12 protein-coding genes are annotated in these 18,023 nt (G+C 52.0%); 5 read left to right on the plus strand and 7 right to left on the minus strand.

Annotation, left to right across the window (positions count from 1 at the left end):
- Position 1: 1 nt before the first annotated feature.
- From ACFSB2_RS12755 to ACFSB2_RS12770, 4 genes are all read right to left on the minus strand, one after another.
- A complete protein-coding gene (locus ACFSB2_RS12755; RefSeq protein ID WP_377943444.1) occupies positions 2-1,957 on the minus strand; it encodes a TOMM precursor leader peptide-binding protein in 1,956 nt (651 codons plus the stop codon).
- Positions 1,954-3,900: a putative thiazole-containing bacteriocin maturation protein gene (locus ACFSB2_RS12760; RefSeq protein WP_377943445.1), complete on the minus strand. Its 1,947-nt coding sequence runs from the start codon at positions 3,898-3,900 to the stop codon at positions 1,954-1,956. Before ACFSB2_RS12760 ends, ACFSB2_RS12755 begins: the two co-directional genes overlap by 4 nt.
- A 175-nt stretch (positions 3,901-4,075) precedes the next feature.
- On the minus strand, positions 4,076-4,315 hold the full coding sequence (locus ACFSB2_RS12765; protein ID WP_377943446.1) for a heterocycloanthracin/sonorensin family bacteriocin: 240 nt from the start codon (positions 4,313-4,315) through the stop codon (positions 4,076-4,078).
- Positions 4,316-4,572: 257 nt separating this feature from the next.
- Positions 4,573-5,928, minus strand: coding sequence for an MFS transporter (locus ACFSB2_RS12770; protein ID WP_377943447.1), 1,356 nt, complete (start codon positions 5,926-5,928; stop codon positions 4,573-4,575).
- Positions 5,929-6,210: 282 nt separating this feature from the next.
- Between ACFSB2_RS12770 and ACFSB2_RS12775 the strand changes: the two genes are divergently transcribed.
- The 5 genes from ACFSB2_RS12775 to ACFSB2_RS12795 all read left to right on the plus strand — a co-directional run bounded on the left by ACFSB2_RS12775 (position 6,211) and on the right by ACFSB2_RS12795 (position 12,767).
- On the plus strand, positions 6,211-6,999 hold the full coding sequence (locus ACFSB2_RS12775; RefSeq protein ID WP_377943448.1) for a LysM peptidoglycan-binding domain-containing protein: 789 nt from the start codon (positions 6,211-6,213) through the stop codon (positions 6,997-6,999).
- A gap of 110 nt (positions 7,000-7,109) precedes the next feature.
- Positions 7,110-8,294, plus strand: a complete 1,185-nt coding sequence (locus ACFSB2_RS12780; protein ID WP_377943449.1) for an acyltransferase — start codon at positions 7,110-7,112, stop codon at positions 8,292-8,294.
- A 228-nt stretch (positions 8,295-8,522) separates the two neighbouring features.
- Entirely contained in the window at positions 8,523-9,641 is a 1,119-nt protein-coding gene (locus tag ACFSB2_RS12785; RefSeq protein ID WP_377943450.1) for an ArsR/SmtB family transcription factor, read from the plus strand.
- A gap of 36 nt (positions 9,642-9,677) precedes the next feature.
- Positions 9,678-10,979, plus strand: coding sequence for an MFS transporter (locus tag ACFSB2_RS12790; protein WP_377943451.1), 1,302 nt, complete (start codon positions 9,678-9,680; stop codon positions 10,977-10,979).
- Positions 10,980-11,105: 126 nt separating this feature from the next.
- A complete protein-coding gene (locus ACFSB2_RS12795) occupies positions 11,106-12,767 on the plus strand; it encodes a S53 family peptidase (protein WP_377943452.1) in 1,662 nt (553 codons plus the stop codon).
- A 131-nt stretch (positions 12,768-12,898) separates the two neighbouring features.
- Here ACFSB2_RS12795 and ACFSB2_RS12800 read toward each other — a convergent pair whose 3' ends face one another.
- From ACFSB2_RS12800 to ACFSB2_RS12810, 3 genes are all read right to left on the minus strand, one after another.
- Positions 12,899-14,821 (minus strand): ABC transporter ATP-binding protein, encoded by a 1,923-nt coding sequence (locus tag ACFSB2_RS12800; RefSeq protein WP_377943453.1) that lies wholly within the window; start codon positions 14,819-14,821, stop codon positions 12,899-12,901.
- Positions 14,818-16,521, minus strand: a complete 1,704-nt coding sequence (locus ACFSB2_RS12805) for an ABC transporter ATP-binding protein (protein WP_377943454.1) — start codon at positions 16,519-16,521, stop codon at positions 14,818-14,820. Before ACFSB2_RS12805 ends, ACFSB2_RS12800 begins: the two co-directional genes overlap by 4 nt.
- 741 nt (positions 16,522-17,262) lie before the next feature.
- On the minus strand, positions 17,263-18,006 hold the full coding sequence (locus ACFSB2_RS12810; RefSeq protein WP_377943473.1) for an NADPH-dependent F420 reductase: 744 nt from the start codon (positions 18,004-18,006) through the stop codon (positions 17,263-17,265).
- Positions 18,007-18,023: the final 17 nt, after the last annotated feature.

Consider the following 18,023-nt stretch of genomic DNA (forward strand, 5'->3'; position numbering starts at 1 on the left):
GTTAGGGAAATGGGTGCGGATAGGGATTGAGTTCTTCCCGGGTCAGCGGTCTATCTGTATACCCAAGCGCCATCGGCACGCGCAGCACTCTATCCAGTCCTTCCAGGCGCGTTAAATGATGGCCGAAGGTCATCGGCAGCATGCCTGGAATCAACACTTTCACGCAATGAAGACCATTTCTCGCAATTTCAGGCGACGTTTGATCCACGACAATGACATCGAGGTTCAACTGGCTGAAGAGATTCAATAGATCCTCCAGGTCGTCTGTCAAATCTGTGTGCGACGCATCCCACTTGAACGCTTGCGCGAACGTTTGAACGGGCCGTTTTCCTCCCAACAAAAACGCCAGCCGCGACTCTGCTTCAGGCAGACCATATAGCATTGAGTGGTCTTCCATATGGCGGACAAGCGTCGAATCGCGCAACATTTGCAAATAGGTCGCTCGCTCTGCCTCCAGCTTTTCATCAAAGCGCAGCAACATACCAGCCGTCTCCTGCATGGCGCCTTTGACCGCGCGCATCGGGTCCAGATGCGCACCCGCCGCGCAAAGCAGATTGAGCCCAGATGATTTCCTGTTTTTCGCAATGACGAAGACCGTTGGAATCCCGTTTTCCATCGTCGCGTTGTAGAGATGCATGTCATAACCTGCGACGACGCGGATGCGCTCCACCATCCATTTCAATTCAGGGTCTGTATGAGCGGCGAGATCGATACTAGGCAAAGGTAGTTTGGCATACCACGTGATGAGAAAAGCGTCCCGTTCCACGATTTCGAGGATGCCATGAAAAATCGCCTCCACCAAATTGCCGCCAAGGGCGCAGCCGTTTGACGTTTCATAGACGAACCCGTCCTGACCGCCCAAACTGTAGTAGGCCAACCGCTCTGGCACCAAGATGGGCCGCTTTTCGGTCAGCGAGTATCCCCACACCCAGTCCATCGGGGTATCTCTGTCATACGCTTGATAGGGAAAATCAGGCCGGGCATATTGCGCTGGGCCGTGCAAGCCAACCTTCGCCGGATCGAAGGCATCGCTTTGCAGATTCGCATATGAGTCAAAAATGGCGCCTGTGCGCTTGCCGCGCGGTTCCAAGCCGCAGTATCGCTCCAGCCCCTCTAGAATGGCAATCAGTTCGCATTCCGGATACGAGTCGGATCGACCAGAGGTGCCCTCGTCTCCGACCAAGAGCGGGAGATTGACACTGACGGCGGCAAATGGGGTGATTAAGTCGTGCACTTTACCGTTGAGCAGCCCCGTATCGTAATCCAAATAGTCATGTGTCAGTTTTTCCTGCAAATCTGCCAACGATGTGCTGCGAAAGCTGTTTTCGTCCCGTTTCGGGCTAGAATGAAGTGGAATCAAAGCTGCTTCCGGCGCATCCTCCGGCAATGTGCCACAAACAGGACATTGCGCATTGGGCAAAATGAAGTGTCGCGTCGTATCCAGGGTCTGCAAGTTTGTGCACACGATATGGTCCACCATGCGACATGCCTCGCCATCGCACAATATCCGCACTGCCTCGGCCACGAGGATGTTCGCCATGTGCAAGAGCCCAGTCCGGGTCGCCCAAGCATCTCGTTCTACCCCGCCTTGCGTCGCAAACTGGATGCGCAACGCCAACATCTCGCGGCGATCAGCTTCCGCCATCAATGTGCGCAAGTCCGCACATTGTGAACAGCCAGCGCCATGCGGACGAACGAGTGGACCGATGATCCCGTTGCCAAAAGCGACAAACCCCCGCAGCCAAGGAACCCCAGCCGGGCGATAGATGTTTTCAGCGGCGGAATGCACGTGCGGTTGCCAAGCATCGTCCAGCACAAGCGCCAAACAGATGTCCGCAGGCACTGCGGCCTCCACTTCAGGCTGGCGGATCACCTCACACACGTTTTCGACGGTCAATCGCTTGCACACATGGTCTGCAAGCACGCCCGTTCCCGCGACCAAAATACGCGCCGTCATCGTGATGCCCCCTGTCGGATGGATACACCAAACACGCCCGCCAGCATTTCCGTCAAAAAGGGCTCCAGCGCTAGGTCCAAGACCGTGACTTCCTTCCCCTGGCGCGCCAGCGCTTCCACCGCGGAGACGACCTCTGCGTGATGGGCGTCAAACCCAAGCCACGGTTCGATCTCGATGGCCATCGCCGCCGCTTCGCTCAGTGCATGCGCTGGATCGACAACAACCCATCTGGCATCCCGCACCGCGCCGTCTTCCTCCGCCCGGATTTCACGCAACAAGGTGTATTCGAGGGCGCGCTGGAACGCCATGCCGACGCAAAATCCAACACTGCCGACAAAACGCCCGTGGCTGCCGACCCAAACGACAGGGAAACCGAGGACTTCTGGTCCGAGTCCAACGACGGGGTCCATGCCAACCGCGCACATGGTCTCAAAGTAATACTTGCACTTTTCATCGTGAATCTGCTTCAGTTCAACCAACTGTATCGTGGCTGGGGTATGCTGTAGCGTCTGCGTGAGTTCATTCATCAGACAACGAAGCAAGCCCCGCCCAATCGCTTCTGCCGTGGTTATCCCCGCGCCAACGCCGATAAATTGTCCATCGTTTGCTGAGCCTGTGTTCAATTGCAGCGCGTAATCTTCAATTCCCGCAATCCCCGCTTCACGCCGCGCTTCCTCGTGTGTCAATCCCGCGCACACCGTTTCCACCAACAGTTCTGCCGGACCAGGCGAAAATGGATGAATCGGCTGCACTCGACATTGCGCCAGCGGCAGTTGTGTCAGTCCCCCTTCATCCCAAATGTGAAATATGCCCGAAGTGCTATCCGTCAATTTGGCGAAGTAAGCCAACACATCAGCCATGTTCGTCGACGTTGTGGTTGTCAGCTGATCTTGCAGATTTGCGATGAACCGCGCTTCCCCATGCCCCAGTTCCATTTGTCCTGGGATGAAGTCATGCCATTTCCCTTCGAGCGTCTCGAAATCCAACGTGTAGAAGTGATGTTTTGCATCTGCCTCCTCCACGCCCGTGATGGCCTTGAACAATTCGAAAACAAGCACATTGGCCAACACGGCGCCTGCCGTCGATGCAAAGCCGCTCACGTGAAGGTCATGTTGGAAAACCGACGGATGAATCCGCCGCCACATGGCGTCCCAAGTCGTGATGACGCGCGAAGCATCGGTCGGCTTGAGCAGTGGACCCACGATGCCCAACCGTTCCAGACAAATCGCGGGCAAGAACCATTTATGCGCTTGGCTGCAAAAGGATTCAATTTCACGCAGCGTATCCATGTCTCCCGTCGGGGATATATAGACCACCGCATCCATGGTCTCTACAGCCTCGCGCAGGGCATCCGAACCACTCACTTGATGCGTAAAATCTCGGATTGCCGCACGGATGTCCAAGCGTTGAGACGAGGCCAAGAACGCCTCCAGTCTCTGCAGATTTGTCCCATCGGCGTCCATACCCACCATATGGACTGTGGAGAGCCCGGACTCCAACAGCACCCCAACCAGCGAAACCAGCGGCGCGCCAGACCCTATCGCCAGAACATTTGCATTTCGGTAAGTCTGAAACCGGGATGCCCCAGAACCTATCAAGTGATCTACAAACTCGATTTGCGGGGCATAGTACGCACAGATTTGTTCGGACAACTGATGCTTGGCATCTTCACTGACATCTCGCACAAACCCGTTGGCGTAGAGGATGCCTGCAACCTCGTAAATTCGGTCTTGATACGGCGCTGGCAGTCCGTCCGTCAGACTCGCCAACGTATGCTGTCCGTTCAGGACAGGCAGCAGTTTTTCGATCCACGATTGCACCGACGTTCCTTCCATCCTGAACGATCCGGCATTGTTGCGGAAATAAACCGTCCCGTCGGCGTCAGGGAGAAAAAACGTATCGGCCTTCACCTTCAATCGCATCCAAGGTTGGACACTCGCCATGCTGATCCTCCTTCAGCAAGATGAACTTTAGGCACGATGACACATTCATTTCCTCATCATATCGACGGTGGGCTGATACCGTTCCATAAAAAAACCCGTCCGCATGCCGCTTTGCTGGACGGGGGGAATACATGTATGCGTATGTGCGTGCGCAACCGGAAGAATCAAAACAAGATTACCAGGGGAAACAGCCAAAGCATCCTGCGCAGCGATAACAGCCGCCACAACGATAACAACCTGCACAGCCAGCACAGCGGTAACAACCGCCACAGCCACCGCAACCAGCACAACGATAACAACCGCCGCAGCGGAAAAGCACTGTATCATATTGCCCCGTCTTTTCGGTCGGCTTCACCTGTTCAGCATGTAAATCGCCGAGATCGAGCTTTTGAATGTCCTTCTTGAAGTCGTCCACTTGTACACCCCCATTCAAGGAACCGACATACAGGTTTATGTAGATTTATGAAATGTGGTCGAATGCCGTAAAGGCCTATATCTCGTATCAAATACCCATTTCTTCAAGTGATGAGGTAGTTACATTGGGCTTGTGGCAACCGCTTCAATATACGCGGAAAGAAAAAGCACCATCGACGTTTGTCCGATGATGCTCGGAGTTCGAGATCGGTTTGAGTAAAACGAAACAATCGTGTACGGAATGATCATCTCATCTGTTCAGCCGTTGTCGACGGAACTGGCCTCGACCAATGTTTTTTTCGTCGTTTCAGGCGCCATAAAGATGGAGACCAGCAAACCTGCGCATGTCACGATGGCGCCAATCATCATGGTCGGACCGATGCCAATGGTGTTCAGACCGATGGGCAGAATAAAGGTGCCCACGAAAGCGCCGATGCGACTGATGGATGTGGCAATGCCCACCGCTGTGCCGCGAATTTCGGTGGGAAAGAGCTCATTCGGATAAATCCAATCCAACACGTTTGGCCCGCCGGAGAAAATCGCGTACACAAAGAAGCCGACGAAGATGATCCAAAGCGGCCCGTGCGGGAAGAGACCCAATAGCAACATGCCAATGGTCATGGCGAGAAATGTCCAGATGATCATCGGTCGGCGGCCCATTTTGTTCACCAAGAACAACGCGGGAATACAGCCGATTAAAAACAGCACGCTGATGATGATGAGACCCAAGTTGGCGAATCCGCCCTGCGCGATGCCATATGCCTTGAACACTTGCGGCCCGAACGTGTAGAGCGCAAACAATGGGGCCACCTGGAACATCTCGAATAATCCGACGAACAGCACACGTCGCAAATAGCCATCGGAAAATACCATGCGAAAGGACGTCTCCTGCGTATCTTCAGCGATTTCTGCTACGGACGCGTTTTCACCAAAAACTTCTTTAACCACTTTGCGAGCTTCTTTCTTGCGCCCCTTGCTCATCAGCCAGCGCGGCGATTCAGGCGTGCCTTTGCGCATAAAGACCAGAATGATGGCGGGTATCGCGCTGCTGCCAAGCATCCACCGCCACGCCTCAGATCCGCCAAATTGGATGAGCAGTCCGCCGACGATATAAGCCACTGTGGCCCCGACATACCATCCCACAATTTGCATGCCAAGCATCGCGCCGCGATGTTTGCGTGGCGCAAACTCCGCCAACAAAGAAGTGGCAATCGGATAGTCCGCGCCCACTGCGATACCGAGAATCAAGCGCAAGATAAACAATTCCACCGCATTGCCGACAAATATCTGGGCGATGGAACCCGCGATGAAGACGATAAGATCAACTGTGTACATCAATTGCCGCCCGACACGGTCGGTGACATAACCGAAAAAACCGCCAATGAACAGCCCAATCAAGGCCGATGCGCCAATCAAACCGCTCCAGACTGCGCCCAAATCCAATCGCGGACCTAATTGGAGCAGCGCCACGCCAATGATGCTCAACGTGTATCCATCGAGGAATGGCCCTCCGGAGGAGTACACGGTCAACCTTTGATGAAAAGACGTCAATGGCGCGTCTTCGATGTTCATCTTTGGCACACGTGCCCCGATGGTCGCCTTTTTCGACAACATGTGCAAAACCCACCTCCTCGATCAGCTTTGAGGAGAGTGTTCCCAAACGCGCCAGAGTTGACACCGTCGTTCAGGGCAACACGCCAGCCTTTCAGAGCTGCTTAGGGTCTGGCTTGCCATCCTTATCATCGCGATCATCCAATTGATCACAAAAGAAAATACAGGATTTCACATGGAATAAATCGTTGGTTGATGGAAGACTGAATGAATGTTTTGATAGTGTGCATAACCTACTGTCCAAGACAAAACAATCACCTGGATTTTGATGAAAGGAAAAAACATATGCGAATCAAATCATGGATTATTGGCACAGCGACCGCCGCTGCGACACTTTTGGCTGGCGTCGGATCGGCATTTGCTGCTACATACACTGTCCAGGGAGGTCAGACGTTATGGACCATCTCACAAGCTGAACATGTCTCCATCAGCGCGTTGGAAAGTGCCAATCCGAGTGTCAACCCGGCGGATTTACTGGTAGGCACCGCGCTCAACATTCCAGATTCATCAACTGGTGCGTCATCCACATCATCAGATGCTGTTACATCTGCGGCATATGTCGTTCAGCCAAGTGACACACTATGGAAAATCGCCGCGGACTACGGGATATCCTTAAACAATTTGCTGGCGGATAATCCTTCTGCGACAGCGGGCAATCTACAAATCGGACAGGAAATCGCCATTCCCACGACATCGACTGTCGCGCAAAACCTCTATTGGATGGAACGTGTCATCCACGCGGAAGCGGACGGTGAAACGGAAGAAGCACAGATTGGCGTCGGAGATGTCATCGCAAATCGCATGGCAAATGGCGCATACGGCGGAGATACGGTAGCTGACGTCGTTTTCCAAGTCATTAGCGGCGCATATCAATTTACGAGCGTTGAAAACGGGACGATTTACGGGACCCCAGATGCCATGAACATTCAAGCAGCCATCGATGTCCTGCAGGACAAAGATGACGTAGTGCCAAACGCATACGTATTTTTTAACCCATCTGAAACGCCAGCGAACAGTTGGGTGTGGTCACAGCCGGTGATTGCGCAAATAGACGATTTTGATTTCGCTGAATGAATCTGTTCAGCCATTGTGGCCAACGCATGCATATGAAAATCAATTAAAATTCAAAAAAGAAAAGTTACCCTGTTCACTGAGACTGCAAACAGTGAATAGGGGGTACCCAAGTGGCGAAACGCCATCTCTATGAGATTGACTTCATGCGCGCGCTAATTATGTTCGCAGTCGTATGTGTCCATGTGACAACCGTGTACCTGACCATGGCTGCCTACAAGACGCCCTTGTTTCTCGCATTTGGTGCAGCGATCACGTCGTTGCACTTCACGCGAGAATCGTTCATGTTGATTACCGGCCTCGTATTATTTGTGACCTATTATGGTGGTTCACTTCGCGTCGTCACGTTTTGGAAAAAGAGATTCCTGCTCATCGGCATCCCTTATCTGGTGTGGATAATGGCTTACATCATCTTTAAAGGCCTCTACTACCCGCTGCATCATTATTGGGATTTCCCGGATATGTCCAGAAACTTCATTGGTTCCGTTTTGACAGGGAATCAATATTATCTCTATTTCCTCTTTGTCACGATGCAATTTTATATTTTGTTCCCACTGATTCTGCAAGGGCTGCAAAAGTTCAGACGGTATCACTTGCACATCTTCATCGGCAGCTTCGTTCTGCAACTTTTGCTCATGGCCGTATGCAAATTCGTCATTCCGGGGATTCCAGCGAATTCATTGCCGCCGGTTCTGGCGGAAATCGTCAAATATCGGGAGCAGTTCATCCTCACATACCAGTTTTGGTATATCGGTGGCGGCATCATCGCCTGTCACTATGAGCAGATCAGGCACTTTATTGAACAACACATCACGACCGTGGTCACCATTTTGTGCGCCAGTGTTGCGGTGCTCTGGGCCCACTTTTTCCTCGACATCTTCGTGTTTGGCGAGTCGGAGTCGACCGCGCAAATGGTGGTGCAGCCGATTATGATTCCGTACAGTCTCGTCATTTCCATCGCTCTGCTGTGCATGGGCGTTGCATGGGCCAAGCGAAGAATGAAGCAGGCATGGCAGCCGGTCACCCGCTTTATGCAAACCGCATCCAACGCATCGTTTGGCATCCTGCTCATTCAGCCGATGCTCATTGTCTACGTTGAGCAAGTGCTCAATTTCTTGAAGATCTCTGGGCCTTCGAAGTGGTTGTACTATGGATTGTGGCCAGTCTGCATCCTGTTTGTCTATTTGGCATCTATGGTGCTTTCACACTGGCTGAGTCGCATTCCCTATGTGTCGTACGCAGTTGGCCGAAGAAGTGAAATGCGAAAATCAGTGAAACCGTCCGCCGCCTCCATGTAGGCGCGGGCGGACGTGTGGTAAATGTCATTCCGCCAAATCCTTTGCGGCATAACCCTTTTTCGATCTCGATATTGCTTTCCCACAAAAAGCAGTTCACCTCACAATCCACATGCACAGCATGCAACCGCAGTTGTCAAAATGAATTTCAATTTACATTTAACACTTGATTAATGTTATTGATAGATCTATAAATTAACCATATATATAATCTAAGAGGGTGCATACACATTGGAGGAAATAAGGGAGCGTTTATTGAGAGATGTCTCGTTTGAGTACCATGAACCGATGGAGTTCATCAGATCCATGTACCACGCAGCAAACTACGACTTGATAGAAGCGCTCTTGCAGGAGTATCGCTTGGCAGCAGATAACAACATCAGCGAAATCACTGCGGGTCTAAGGACGAACTTATCCAACTATCTGAGGCAAGAATTGGACTTTTTCTGCCGCCGACCAGAGGGAAACGAAAGTTTCCAAGCCCCACTGCTCTTCCTCGCATTGGAACATCCTCAACTGCGCTCAGTCCCGGAGTTGATTGGGGTGCTGGAACAGCTAGATCCACGGAAATTGCTCGAATACCTGGCCCGTTTGGCATTCGAGGAGCAAGTGCCGGAACAGTTGACGATGACTTTGTGGCACGGGAATGTCGAAGCGGGGTGTCTTGAAACCGAAAAATTACTGATGGAACAAGAGAAAGAACCAAGACCAGCAGTTTCCACATTTCTAGAATGTCTACGTCATCCTGCAGAAACCCAACACCGCCTGCTATACCTTTTCAAAGGTTTTTACGAACAGGCTTATCAAGCCATCAAAAATGAACTGGCATCTATCGGGACGAGTGCCATTCCCCGATACACGATGGCATTTCAGAAAGATCCAATTCGGTTCTTTAAACAAACGTTAAAGGCAGACACATCAATATTTACCAAACGCGTGCGAATCCACATCAGTCCATTACATCTGGCGTCAGCCATTATGCCAAGACCTGATGAAGAAGCAGACTGGATCATCATTGACACCAACTCGGGCACATATCTAGGTCCGGATGCCGATTGGGAACAGTTGGCTGTCCTTTTCAAAGCGTTATCTGACAAAACGCGCTTGGATATCGTCAATCGCCTGTCGCAAAGGCGGTGGTATGGTCAGGAATTAGCGCTGGACTTGGGTATTTCAGCCGCTGCGGTGTCACATCACATGTCCTTTTTCTATCACCTAGATGTCTTTCATGTCGAACGTGAGGGGCATCGTTACTACTATTCACTGAATCGAGAACGGTTAGAAGAACTCCTTGAGCATGCCAAACGCGTCATCTTGCGCGAGAACCACGGCGCATATGACCCAGCGTGATCACCATACATGAAACCTGAGGTGGAGGGCTAAATGATGGGAGAATCACAGACAAGGGCCAACAGTCACACATGGTTGGGGCTCATGAGATTGCCCACTTTTATGGTATTTTGGAGCGGCCGAGTTGTGTCGCTGCTTGGTGACATGCTGTTCTCGATGGCGACCATGTGGTACGTGTTGGGGAAAACCCGCTCTGCCCTGGACACAGCTGTCGTCGTCTTGATACCGATGCTGACTCAACTTTTCGTGTCTCAGGCGTTCGCAACCATGGCGGATCGACTGCCCAAAAAAGCGGCGATGGTCAGCAGTGATGTCTTCCGGGGAATTGTGGTCCTGACCGTGGGCACGCTCATGGCATTCGATCACGCTGGCACATTTGGCATCTACGCTGCGTCATTTTTATTGACGATGGCTGCCTATCTATTCGGCCCGGCGCAGAACGCCGTTTTGCCCAAGATACTACCAGACCCTGAACGCCAACTGACAAGCGCCAACAGCTTGCTCAGCGCGACCAGCAATATCATCAATTTGACGGGATATGCACTTGGCGGCATGCTGGTCGCCGTTCTCCATCCCGTAAACGCCGTTTTATTAGACGGGGTGTCCTTTTTACTCTCCGCGCTATCCATTGCGATGCTACGTGTTCCTACCATTCGCAGCAAGGGCCAACGCGGTGCATCAGGCTTTTTGCGAGACAGCCTTGCAGGCATACGCTTCATTTGGCAGCGTCCGTCGCTGCGCACATTCGGATTGTATGTCGCAATCCTCAATTTCGTTGCCGGCCCGGTTAGCATTCTCACCATTGTCTTTAGCCGAGTGGTATTGCATGCCGGCTTACGTGGGTACGGTTTTCTAGAAGCCTCCTGGGCGGTAGGTGGCGTAGTTGGCGCCATCGTCGCGTCACGGCTATCACAGCGATTTCACATGTGGCAACTCCTGCTGTTCGCGCTTGCTGGTTCTGGTCTCGCCCTCGTCAGCCTACCTGTGTTCGCAAATCTTACAGAATCCATCCTGGCGCTGGTATTCGCATCTGTCGTCATTACGTTGATGAACATTCCATTATTTACGGCTCTGCAACTTTTAGCGCCTGATGAAATCCGCGGCCGTGTGATGGCCGCATTCGGCCTTTTTGCCGGTGTCGGCAATCCCTTGGGGCTATTTGTGGGTTCGTGGTTGATGGACCGCATTCCCCCTTCGGGTATATATCTCGCATCCGGTATATTATTGGTTTTATGTGGCGTTGTCGGTGTCTGTTTTCCCGCCATTCGCCAGGGTGAAGACCAATTCGGACGAAGGCTGAAAGAATCCCCAGATATCGCAGAAACACCGGAGTTATGATAATGCGTCATGAAACTGCGTATTTAATATCAAAAATGAACTTAATCCTGCCAACCGTTATGGTAAAATGAAGTCTCCACTTGTTGTCATATCTCCTGAACACACTGGAAAGGGGACTGAACCGCAATGGACCAACCAACAAACAACGTAGTAAACGACAGTAGTAGGATACCGCTGGTCGGTAGTGATCGAACAATTGTGCCTGGCGCCAAACGCATTGGCCTGGCCAATCCGGCAGATCACATCACCGTGACGCTCATCCTGCGGCGGCGCAGCACATCCAACCTCGATGACTACATCGCCGAATTGAGCAAGCGACCACCTGCAAAGCGTCAACACTTGAGCCACGCTGAATTTGAGGCTGCGCACGGAGCGGATCCCGCTGACATCGCGCTTGTCAAATTATTCGCAGAGGCGCACCAGTTGACTGTAGAACGTGTCAACACAGCAGCGCGAACCGTGGTGCTATCCGGCGCCCTCTCGTCATTCACTTCCGCTTTTCAGGTTGATCTCTATCAGTTTGAACACCCAAGTTTCACATATCGCGGACACACTGGGCCTATCCACATCCCCAGTCACTTGCATGAAATCGTCATTGCCGTCTTGGGCCTGGATAATCGCCCGCAGGCAAGAACGCATTTCCGCATCCGCACAACCGAGGCGCGCACTGCAGAGATGCGCGCGACCGCGACCGAACCCGTCACGTATACACCACCTCAAGTCGCTGCATTGTACAACTTCCCGTCCGTCGATTGCACAGGCCAATGCATTGGCATCATAGAACTCGGCGGTGGTTATCAAACGAATTCGATACAGACGTACTTTTCCGATCTCGGCCTGCCAGCGCCAAATGTCACGTCCGTCTCTGTCGATGGCGCGACAAATCAACCGACTGGCGATGCAAACGGCCCGGATGGCGAGGTCGAGCTCGACATCGAAGTCGCTGCGTCCGTAGCCCCTGGCGTGCATACATCCGTGTACTTTACGGCGAACACGGATGCCGGTTTTTTGGACGCCATCACGACGGCCATTCACGATACCACCAATCACCCATCCGTCCTCTCCATCAGTTGGGGCGCGCCGGAGAGTTCATGGACCCAACAAGCGATGCAATCCATGAACTCAGCCTTCCAAGATGCCGCTGCACTCGGCATTACAGTGTGTGTTGCTGCAGGAGATAATGGCTCGACGGACAATGTCGGGGATGGCAAAGTTCACGTAGACTTTCCGGCGTCATCGCCTTACGCGCTGGCCTGCGGTGGAACCAGTCTGACGGCAACAGGGGAGGGGACCATCGAAAGTGAGGTCGTCTGGAACGACGGAGCGAATGGAGGCGCCACAGGCGGCGGCGTCAGCGACGTGTTTGCGCTCCCGAGCTGGCAACAAAACGCGGGTGTGCCACCATCGGCGAATTCCGGCGGCCAAGTCGGACGCGGCGTGCCTGACGTGGCAGGTGACGCAGACCCGGATACAGGCTATCAAATCCTGGTGGACGGTCAACAGTACGCCATGGGCGGCACAAGTGCCGTCGCCCCGCTTTGGGCCGGATTGATTGCCATCGCCAATCAACAGTTGGGCCATGCCGTCGGCTATCTCAACCCGACGCTATACAGCCTTGGCTCTGATTCCGATGCGTTTCACGACATCACCAGCGGCAATAACGACATTGCTGATGCGCCGGACGGCGCCTATCAAGCGAAAGCTGGCTGGGATCCATGCACTGGGCTTGGCAGCCCGGTCGGACAAATGCTCATTACCGCACTGACACAGAATCAGACGTCACAGTGAAGCCGTGATGAAACGGGGACGCTGATGCACAAAAAACCAGGCTGTCGGGAAAATACTCGACAGCCTGGTTTTTTCTGATGGACAAAATCGGAATCATGGGACATATCTGCGCCCTACCTATGCTTAGTTCCCTAAGTCGTCGCTTTACACTCAAGTCTCATCTGCGCATTTTTGCGAAAGTCCTTCGCGTCGATACCGGAGTTTTCGTGCAGGGCGGCATAATAACCACCAGCAGCCACAAGCGCTTCATGATTGCCTCGCTCGACAATCCTGCCCTTATCCAGTACATAAATCGTATCCGCATTGCGAATCGTCGACAGCCGATGCGCGATGACCAACGTGGTCCTTGATTGAGAAACTGCCTGCAGCCCCGCCTGAACCCATTCTTCCGTCCGGCTGTCCAAGCTGGCCGTGGCTTCATCCAGAATGATAATCGCTGGGTCCAACGCCACGATTCTAGCAAAGGCCAAGAGCTGTCGCTCACCCATCGACAGATTCATTCCTTTGGCATACAGCGGTGTCTGGTATCCATTCGGCAACCGTTCAATAAATCGGTTCGCCCCCACAGTGACTGCGGCATTCACCACTTGCTCATCGGAGATGTCCGAGCGGAACAATCGAATATTATCCGCTACCGTGCCCGAAAACACATATACATCCTGCTGGACCAAGCCAATGAGCGAATGCAAATCCGCCTGGCGGAAATCACGCACATCTTGGCCGCCAACCAGGATCTGCCCATCAGTCACATCGTAAAAGCGCATCAACAGACTCATGATGGAGCTCTTGCCTGCCCCCGTCGCGCCGACAAACCCGACAAACTCGCCCGGCTCAATCGTAAAATCGATGTTGCGCAGCACAGGCTGGTCTGGATGATAAGCAAAAGACACATGCTTAAACTCAATGCTGCCTTGAGACCGAAGGAAATCGTCGATCTGCACTGGCTCGACCGGATCTTGAATGGCTGGCTCCAAGCGCAGGACATTCCCAATGCGATCCGCTGATACCAACGCGGACAACAGTGTGTTCCACTGCTGTGTAATTGCGTTGATGGGCGCAAAGAAGTTCCTGATATAGGTGATGAACGCATACAGCGTGCCAAACTCCATGCCGTGATGGAGCACCACGTCCCCGCCTACGAAAATCATTGCAGCCACCGCGAGGTTTCCTAGCAATTCGAGCGAACGGTTGAAGCTGACCGACGTGCCATACTCCAAAATGTTGGCCTCTCGGTGACTGCTGTTCAACTGCTCGAACAATTTGGCCTGACGCTTTTCCTGCAGGAAAATCTGAATGATCCGGATACCCGATAGATTCTCCGCCAGAAACACCACGACGTTGGATAATCTTGTACGAGTGGTTTGATATGCCCGACGCATCCGTTTGCGAAACACAAATGAGATGACAAAGACAATCGGCACCAGAATCATGGAGTACGTGGCCACCCTTGCGTCCAACTCGTACATCGCAAAAACAATCATGACCAGGGACATCCCATTGCTGACTGTACTCAAAAAGAACTGTGTAAAAAATTGATTGACCGTCTCTGTGTCATTGGAGACATTCGTCACCAAACGCCCGATAGCCGTGCGATCAAAAAATTGCATCGCCTGATTTGCGATATGTCGAAATAAATCGAGTCGGATGGCCCGGATGATGGACTGCCCATTGTACTGCAACATCACGACCTGGGCATAGTTCGCCGCAACGCCAATCACCACGGACAGAATATATACGAGGCCAATGATGATTAAACCACGCAAGTCCGGATTGGATATGTTTAAGTCATTATCAATAGCCACCTTGACCAGATACGGCTGAAGCGTCCCTGTAATATTGAAAATGATAGCGAATGCGAAAATCAGCACAAAACCCCATACCCGCGGTTTTGCGTACGGCAGTAACCGAATCAGGCCAGTGATGCCCTTGGATGAACTGCGGTCGAGATCAGGGGTCGCATTCCTGGTTCCGTTACTGTCTTTATTCTCTTTGCTCTCCTGCTGCTGATTAGAATCCGGTTGTTTTTGAGCCTTGGCGTTCATAGGGTCACTCAATTCATCGCCACCTCACTATCTTGCTGTTGGAGCGCGAACATATCTGCGTATATCCCATTTTGCGCTATCAGCTCATCATGCGTCCCTTTTTCCACCAGACGCCCTTCGTCAAGCACGATGATGAGATCTGCGTGACGTACTGCGGACAAGCGGTGCGCAATGATGATGGTGGTACGGTTCGATCTCACTTCATTCAGCGAATTGACAATGCGCTTCTCGGTGTTCATATCCACTGCGGACAAACAGTCATCCAGAATCAGGATGGGGGCGTCTTTCAGAAATGCCCGGGCAATGGCCGTGCGTTGCTTCTGTCCACCAGACAATGCGATACCACGCTCGCCAATCACCGTGTCGAATTTGGCCGGAAACGCCTGCACCTCTTCATAAATGCATGCCAGACGGGCCGCCTGTTCAATCTCCGCCAAGTTGGCGTTTTCCTTCGAAAAGCTGATGTTTTCCCCAATGTTGGCAGAGAACAGAAATCCATCCTGCGGCACATAGGAGATGGCATTGCGCAAATCCTCTAACCGTAAATCCCTGACATCGTAGCCGTCGACAAAGACCGTGCCTGGCAGCGGATCGAAAATACGCGGCAATAAGTTGACCAACGTCGTTTTGCCAGAGCCCGTTTGACCGACAATCCCCAGCGTTTGACCATGGCTGATGGCAAAAAAGACATCCGCCAATGCCGGATGATCCCCATCCGGATACTGAAAAGCTGGCATCCGGAACTCGATGTCGCCGCGAATCGACTCCAGCTCCACAGGATTGCGCTTGTCAGTGATGTCCGGCTGTTCGCCAAGGAGTATGCTCAACCGCAACAACGAGGCAGAAGCCCGTTGGAAGTTGTTGATGACATTGCCTATCTGTTGCAGTGGGTTGATGACCAAGGCCAAGTACATGGTAAACGCAACAAACGCGCCAAGCAGAATTTGATGGGTAACGACCAAATAACCGCCATACAACAGCGCGATGAAAAAGCTAATGGAACCCATCAAAGGGATGAGCGATTGAAATAATGCCGTTTGGCGAGCCATGATCAGCTGTCGCTCGACAACCGTGTCTACACTGCCTTCAAACCGGTTTACTGCAACGCTTTCATTGGCAGTCGCTTTGATCAATCGGATGGCTGAGAAATTCTCTTCCGCTAAATCGGTCATACTGGACAGTGACTCTTGCGCGCGCCGAGAAGCGTTGCGCACCCGCGGGCCAAACCAAACGACAAAGAGCGGGATGAACAATATGGGAATGATGCTCACTGCAGTCAACTTGATGCTCACTGTGTGAAACATCATGAACAGTGAGCTGCAAAGCAGAAAAATGGCGTTCGAGAGCTGATTTAGCCCCTGTGAAATCGCCTGACGGACTGCTTGAACATCATTCATCGCATGATTCAGCAAATCCCCGATACTGCGCTTGCGAAAGTAAGAAGTCGACAATGTCTCCCAATGCGTGAACAAGTGACGGCGCAATAAATATTCGAATTGACGCCCCATCTGACCTGTGCGAAATTGACCGATACCAAAAAAGATGGAAAAACCTATCGCAATCAGGACCAACCAGAGACTATAACGCTCCACCAATCCGAAGGTTAATTTCCCCTTGTTTAACACGTCCGTAAACCGCCCGACTAGCGCTGGCGACTGTACCGTAATGATCTCGGCCGCCATGATGGCGAGAAAGGATATGACATAATACATCTTGTGACTTCTGACATACGCCCACAACAATTTCTTGGCATGATCACTCTCATTGACGCTCTTGATGGCAAATCACCTCTCTAAGCAGTTGCTTGCGACATTCCTTCACAATAAAAAAAGGCCCCCCAAAAATATACGATTTGCTGAACGAAGAACGATGAGTGGACACAACTCCAACTGTGAAACAATGACATCAGCGCCGGACATCTAAATTTTCTATAAAATCAACGCTCAGCATACAAACGATGCGAGCCATTTCATTTTATCACGTAATTTGATTCGCCATTAGACAACCTTTGTCTCAATGTAAGCGCGTCCTGAATATACATACAGTATTTTTTCATAAATATAACGCGATGTGTAGTGTAAAAATATGACCTTTTATTTCACTTCTATGTAGGGTGGATTTTCCCTAGTGCCGCTTGTTCGTTTGACAGCTTCGCGGTTCATGCACGAGTTTGTTTCCTGCTGGTTCGTGTCAAAGATGCGGACATCTTGATTTAGAATTCCAGCGTGATCGAAGTCAATTTAAAATGCTGCCACGGTGTGTAGAGGCTGATTTGAAATGTTTATGTGTGTCGTTGTCTGTTCTTTACTTGGGATACTACAACGGGATGTAGAACCCCTTACCTCAATCACTTGATGAGCTGTCGCAGAAGTGATTGAGGATTTCCGCAGGGTTCCACATTCAACGCTGTTTCTCGCCATAGACAAAACCTTCCTAGACTCCTTTATCGACCATCAAGCGCGCCAGTCATCTGTGCGGTCAGGATTCGCCGCTTGTAAGGCTACACGCAGTCCCTCGGCGTCCAAATCCGCTCCATAGCATGGCGTACCAGGCTGTTGACGCCACGATTCATCTAGTCCACCCGCATCAACCGGATCAAAGCCGAGTTCATCCACCAATTGCATCACTTTCGTCTTAGCCGCAGCATCATCTCCAGCCACCGGAAGTGCAATCCGACCTTTCGTGCCCGCAGGTACACCGCGCTCCAACAAGTGTTTCGCATAAATATTGTTGAACACCTTGATGACAGGCCGGCCCAGTTGTTGTTCCACCCAGCGGCTCTCCGGCAATCCATCTTCGATTGCCGCAATTCTACCATCCCGCTGCTTGGGATAATAGTTTCCGGTGTCGATCACGGCTACATCTTGCGGCACTTCGACAAAGAGATCAGCTGGTAGATTGGGAATATTTCTCTGTGGTATTGTGACAACCACAACTTCAGCACCACGGACGACATCTTGAACGGTCTTCGGCGAGGCGCCGGTTTCCGCTGCGAGATCCTGCAATGTCTCCGGCCCCCGCGAATTGGCGATGGATACCTCGTGACCGAGTTGCGTGAAGCGACGAGTGAGTGAACCTCCGATGTTCCCTGTGCCAATGATGGCGATTTTCATGCGGTCGTCCTTCTTTCGTATGGGATTCGAGTTGATGCTGGCGTGATCGCGCCATCGGGCATGATTGTTTTTCCTGTGAGTCAGAAAAGATTCGGTAGCGC

This window comes from Alicyclobacillus fodiniaquatilis, assembly GCF_042678105.1.
Lineage (GTDB): Bacteria > Bacillota > Bacilli > Alicyclobacillales > Alicyclobacillaceae > Alicyclobacillus > Alicyclobacillus fodiniaquatilis.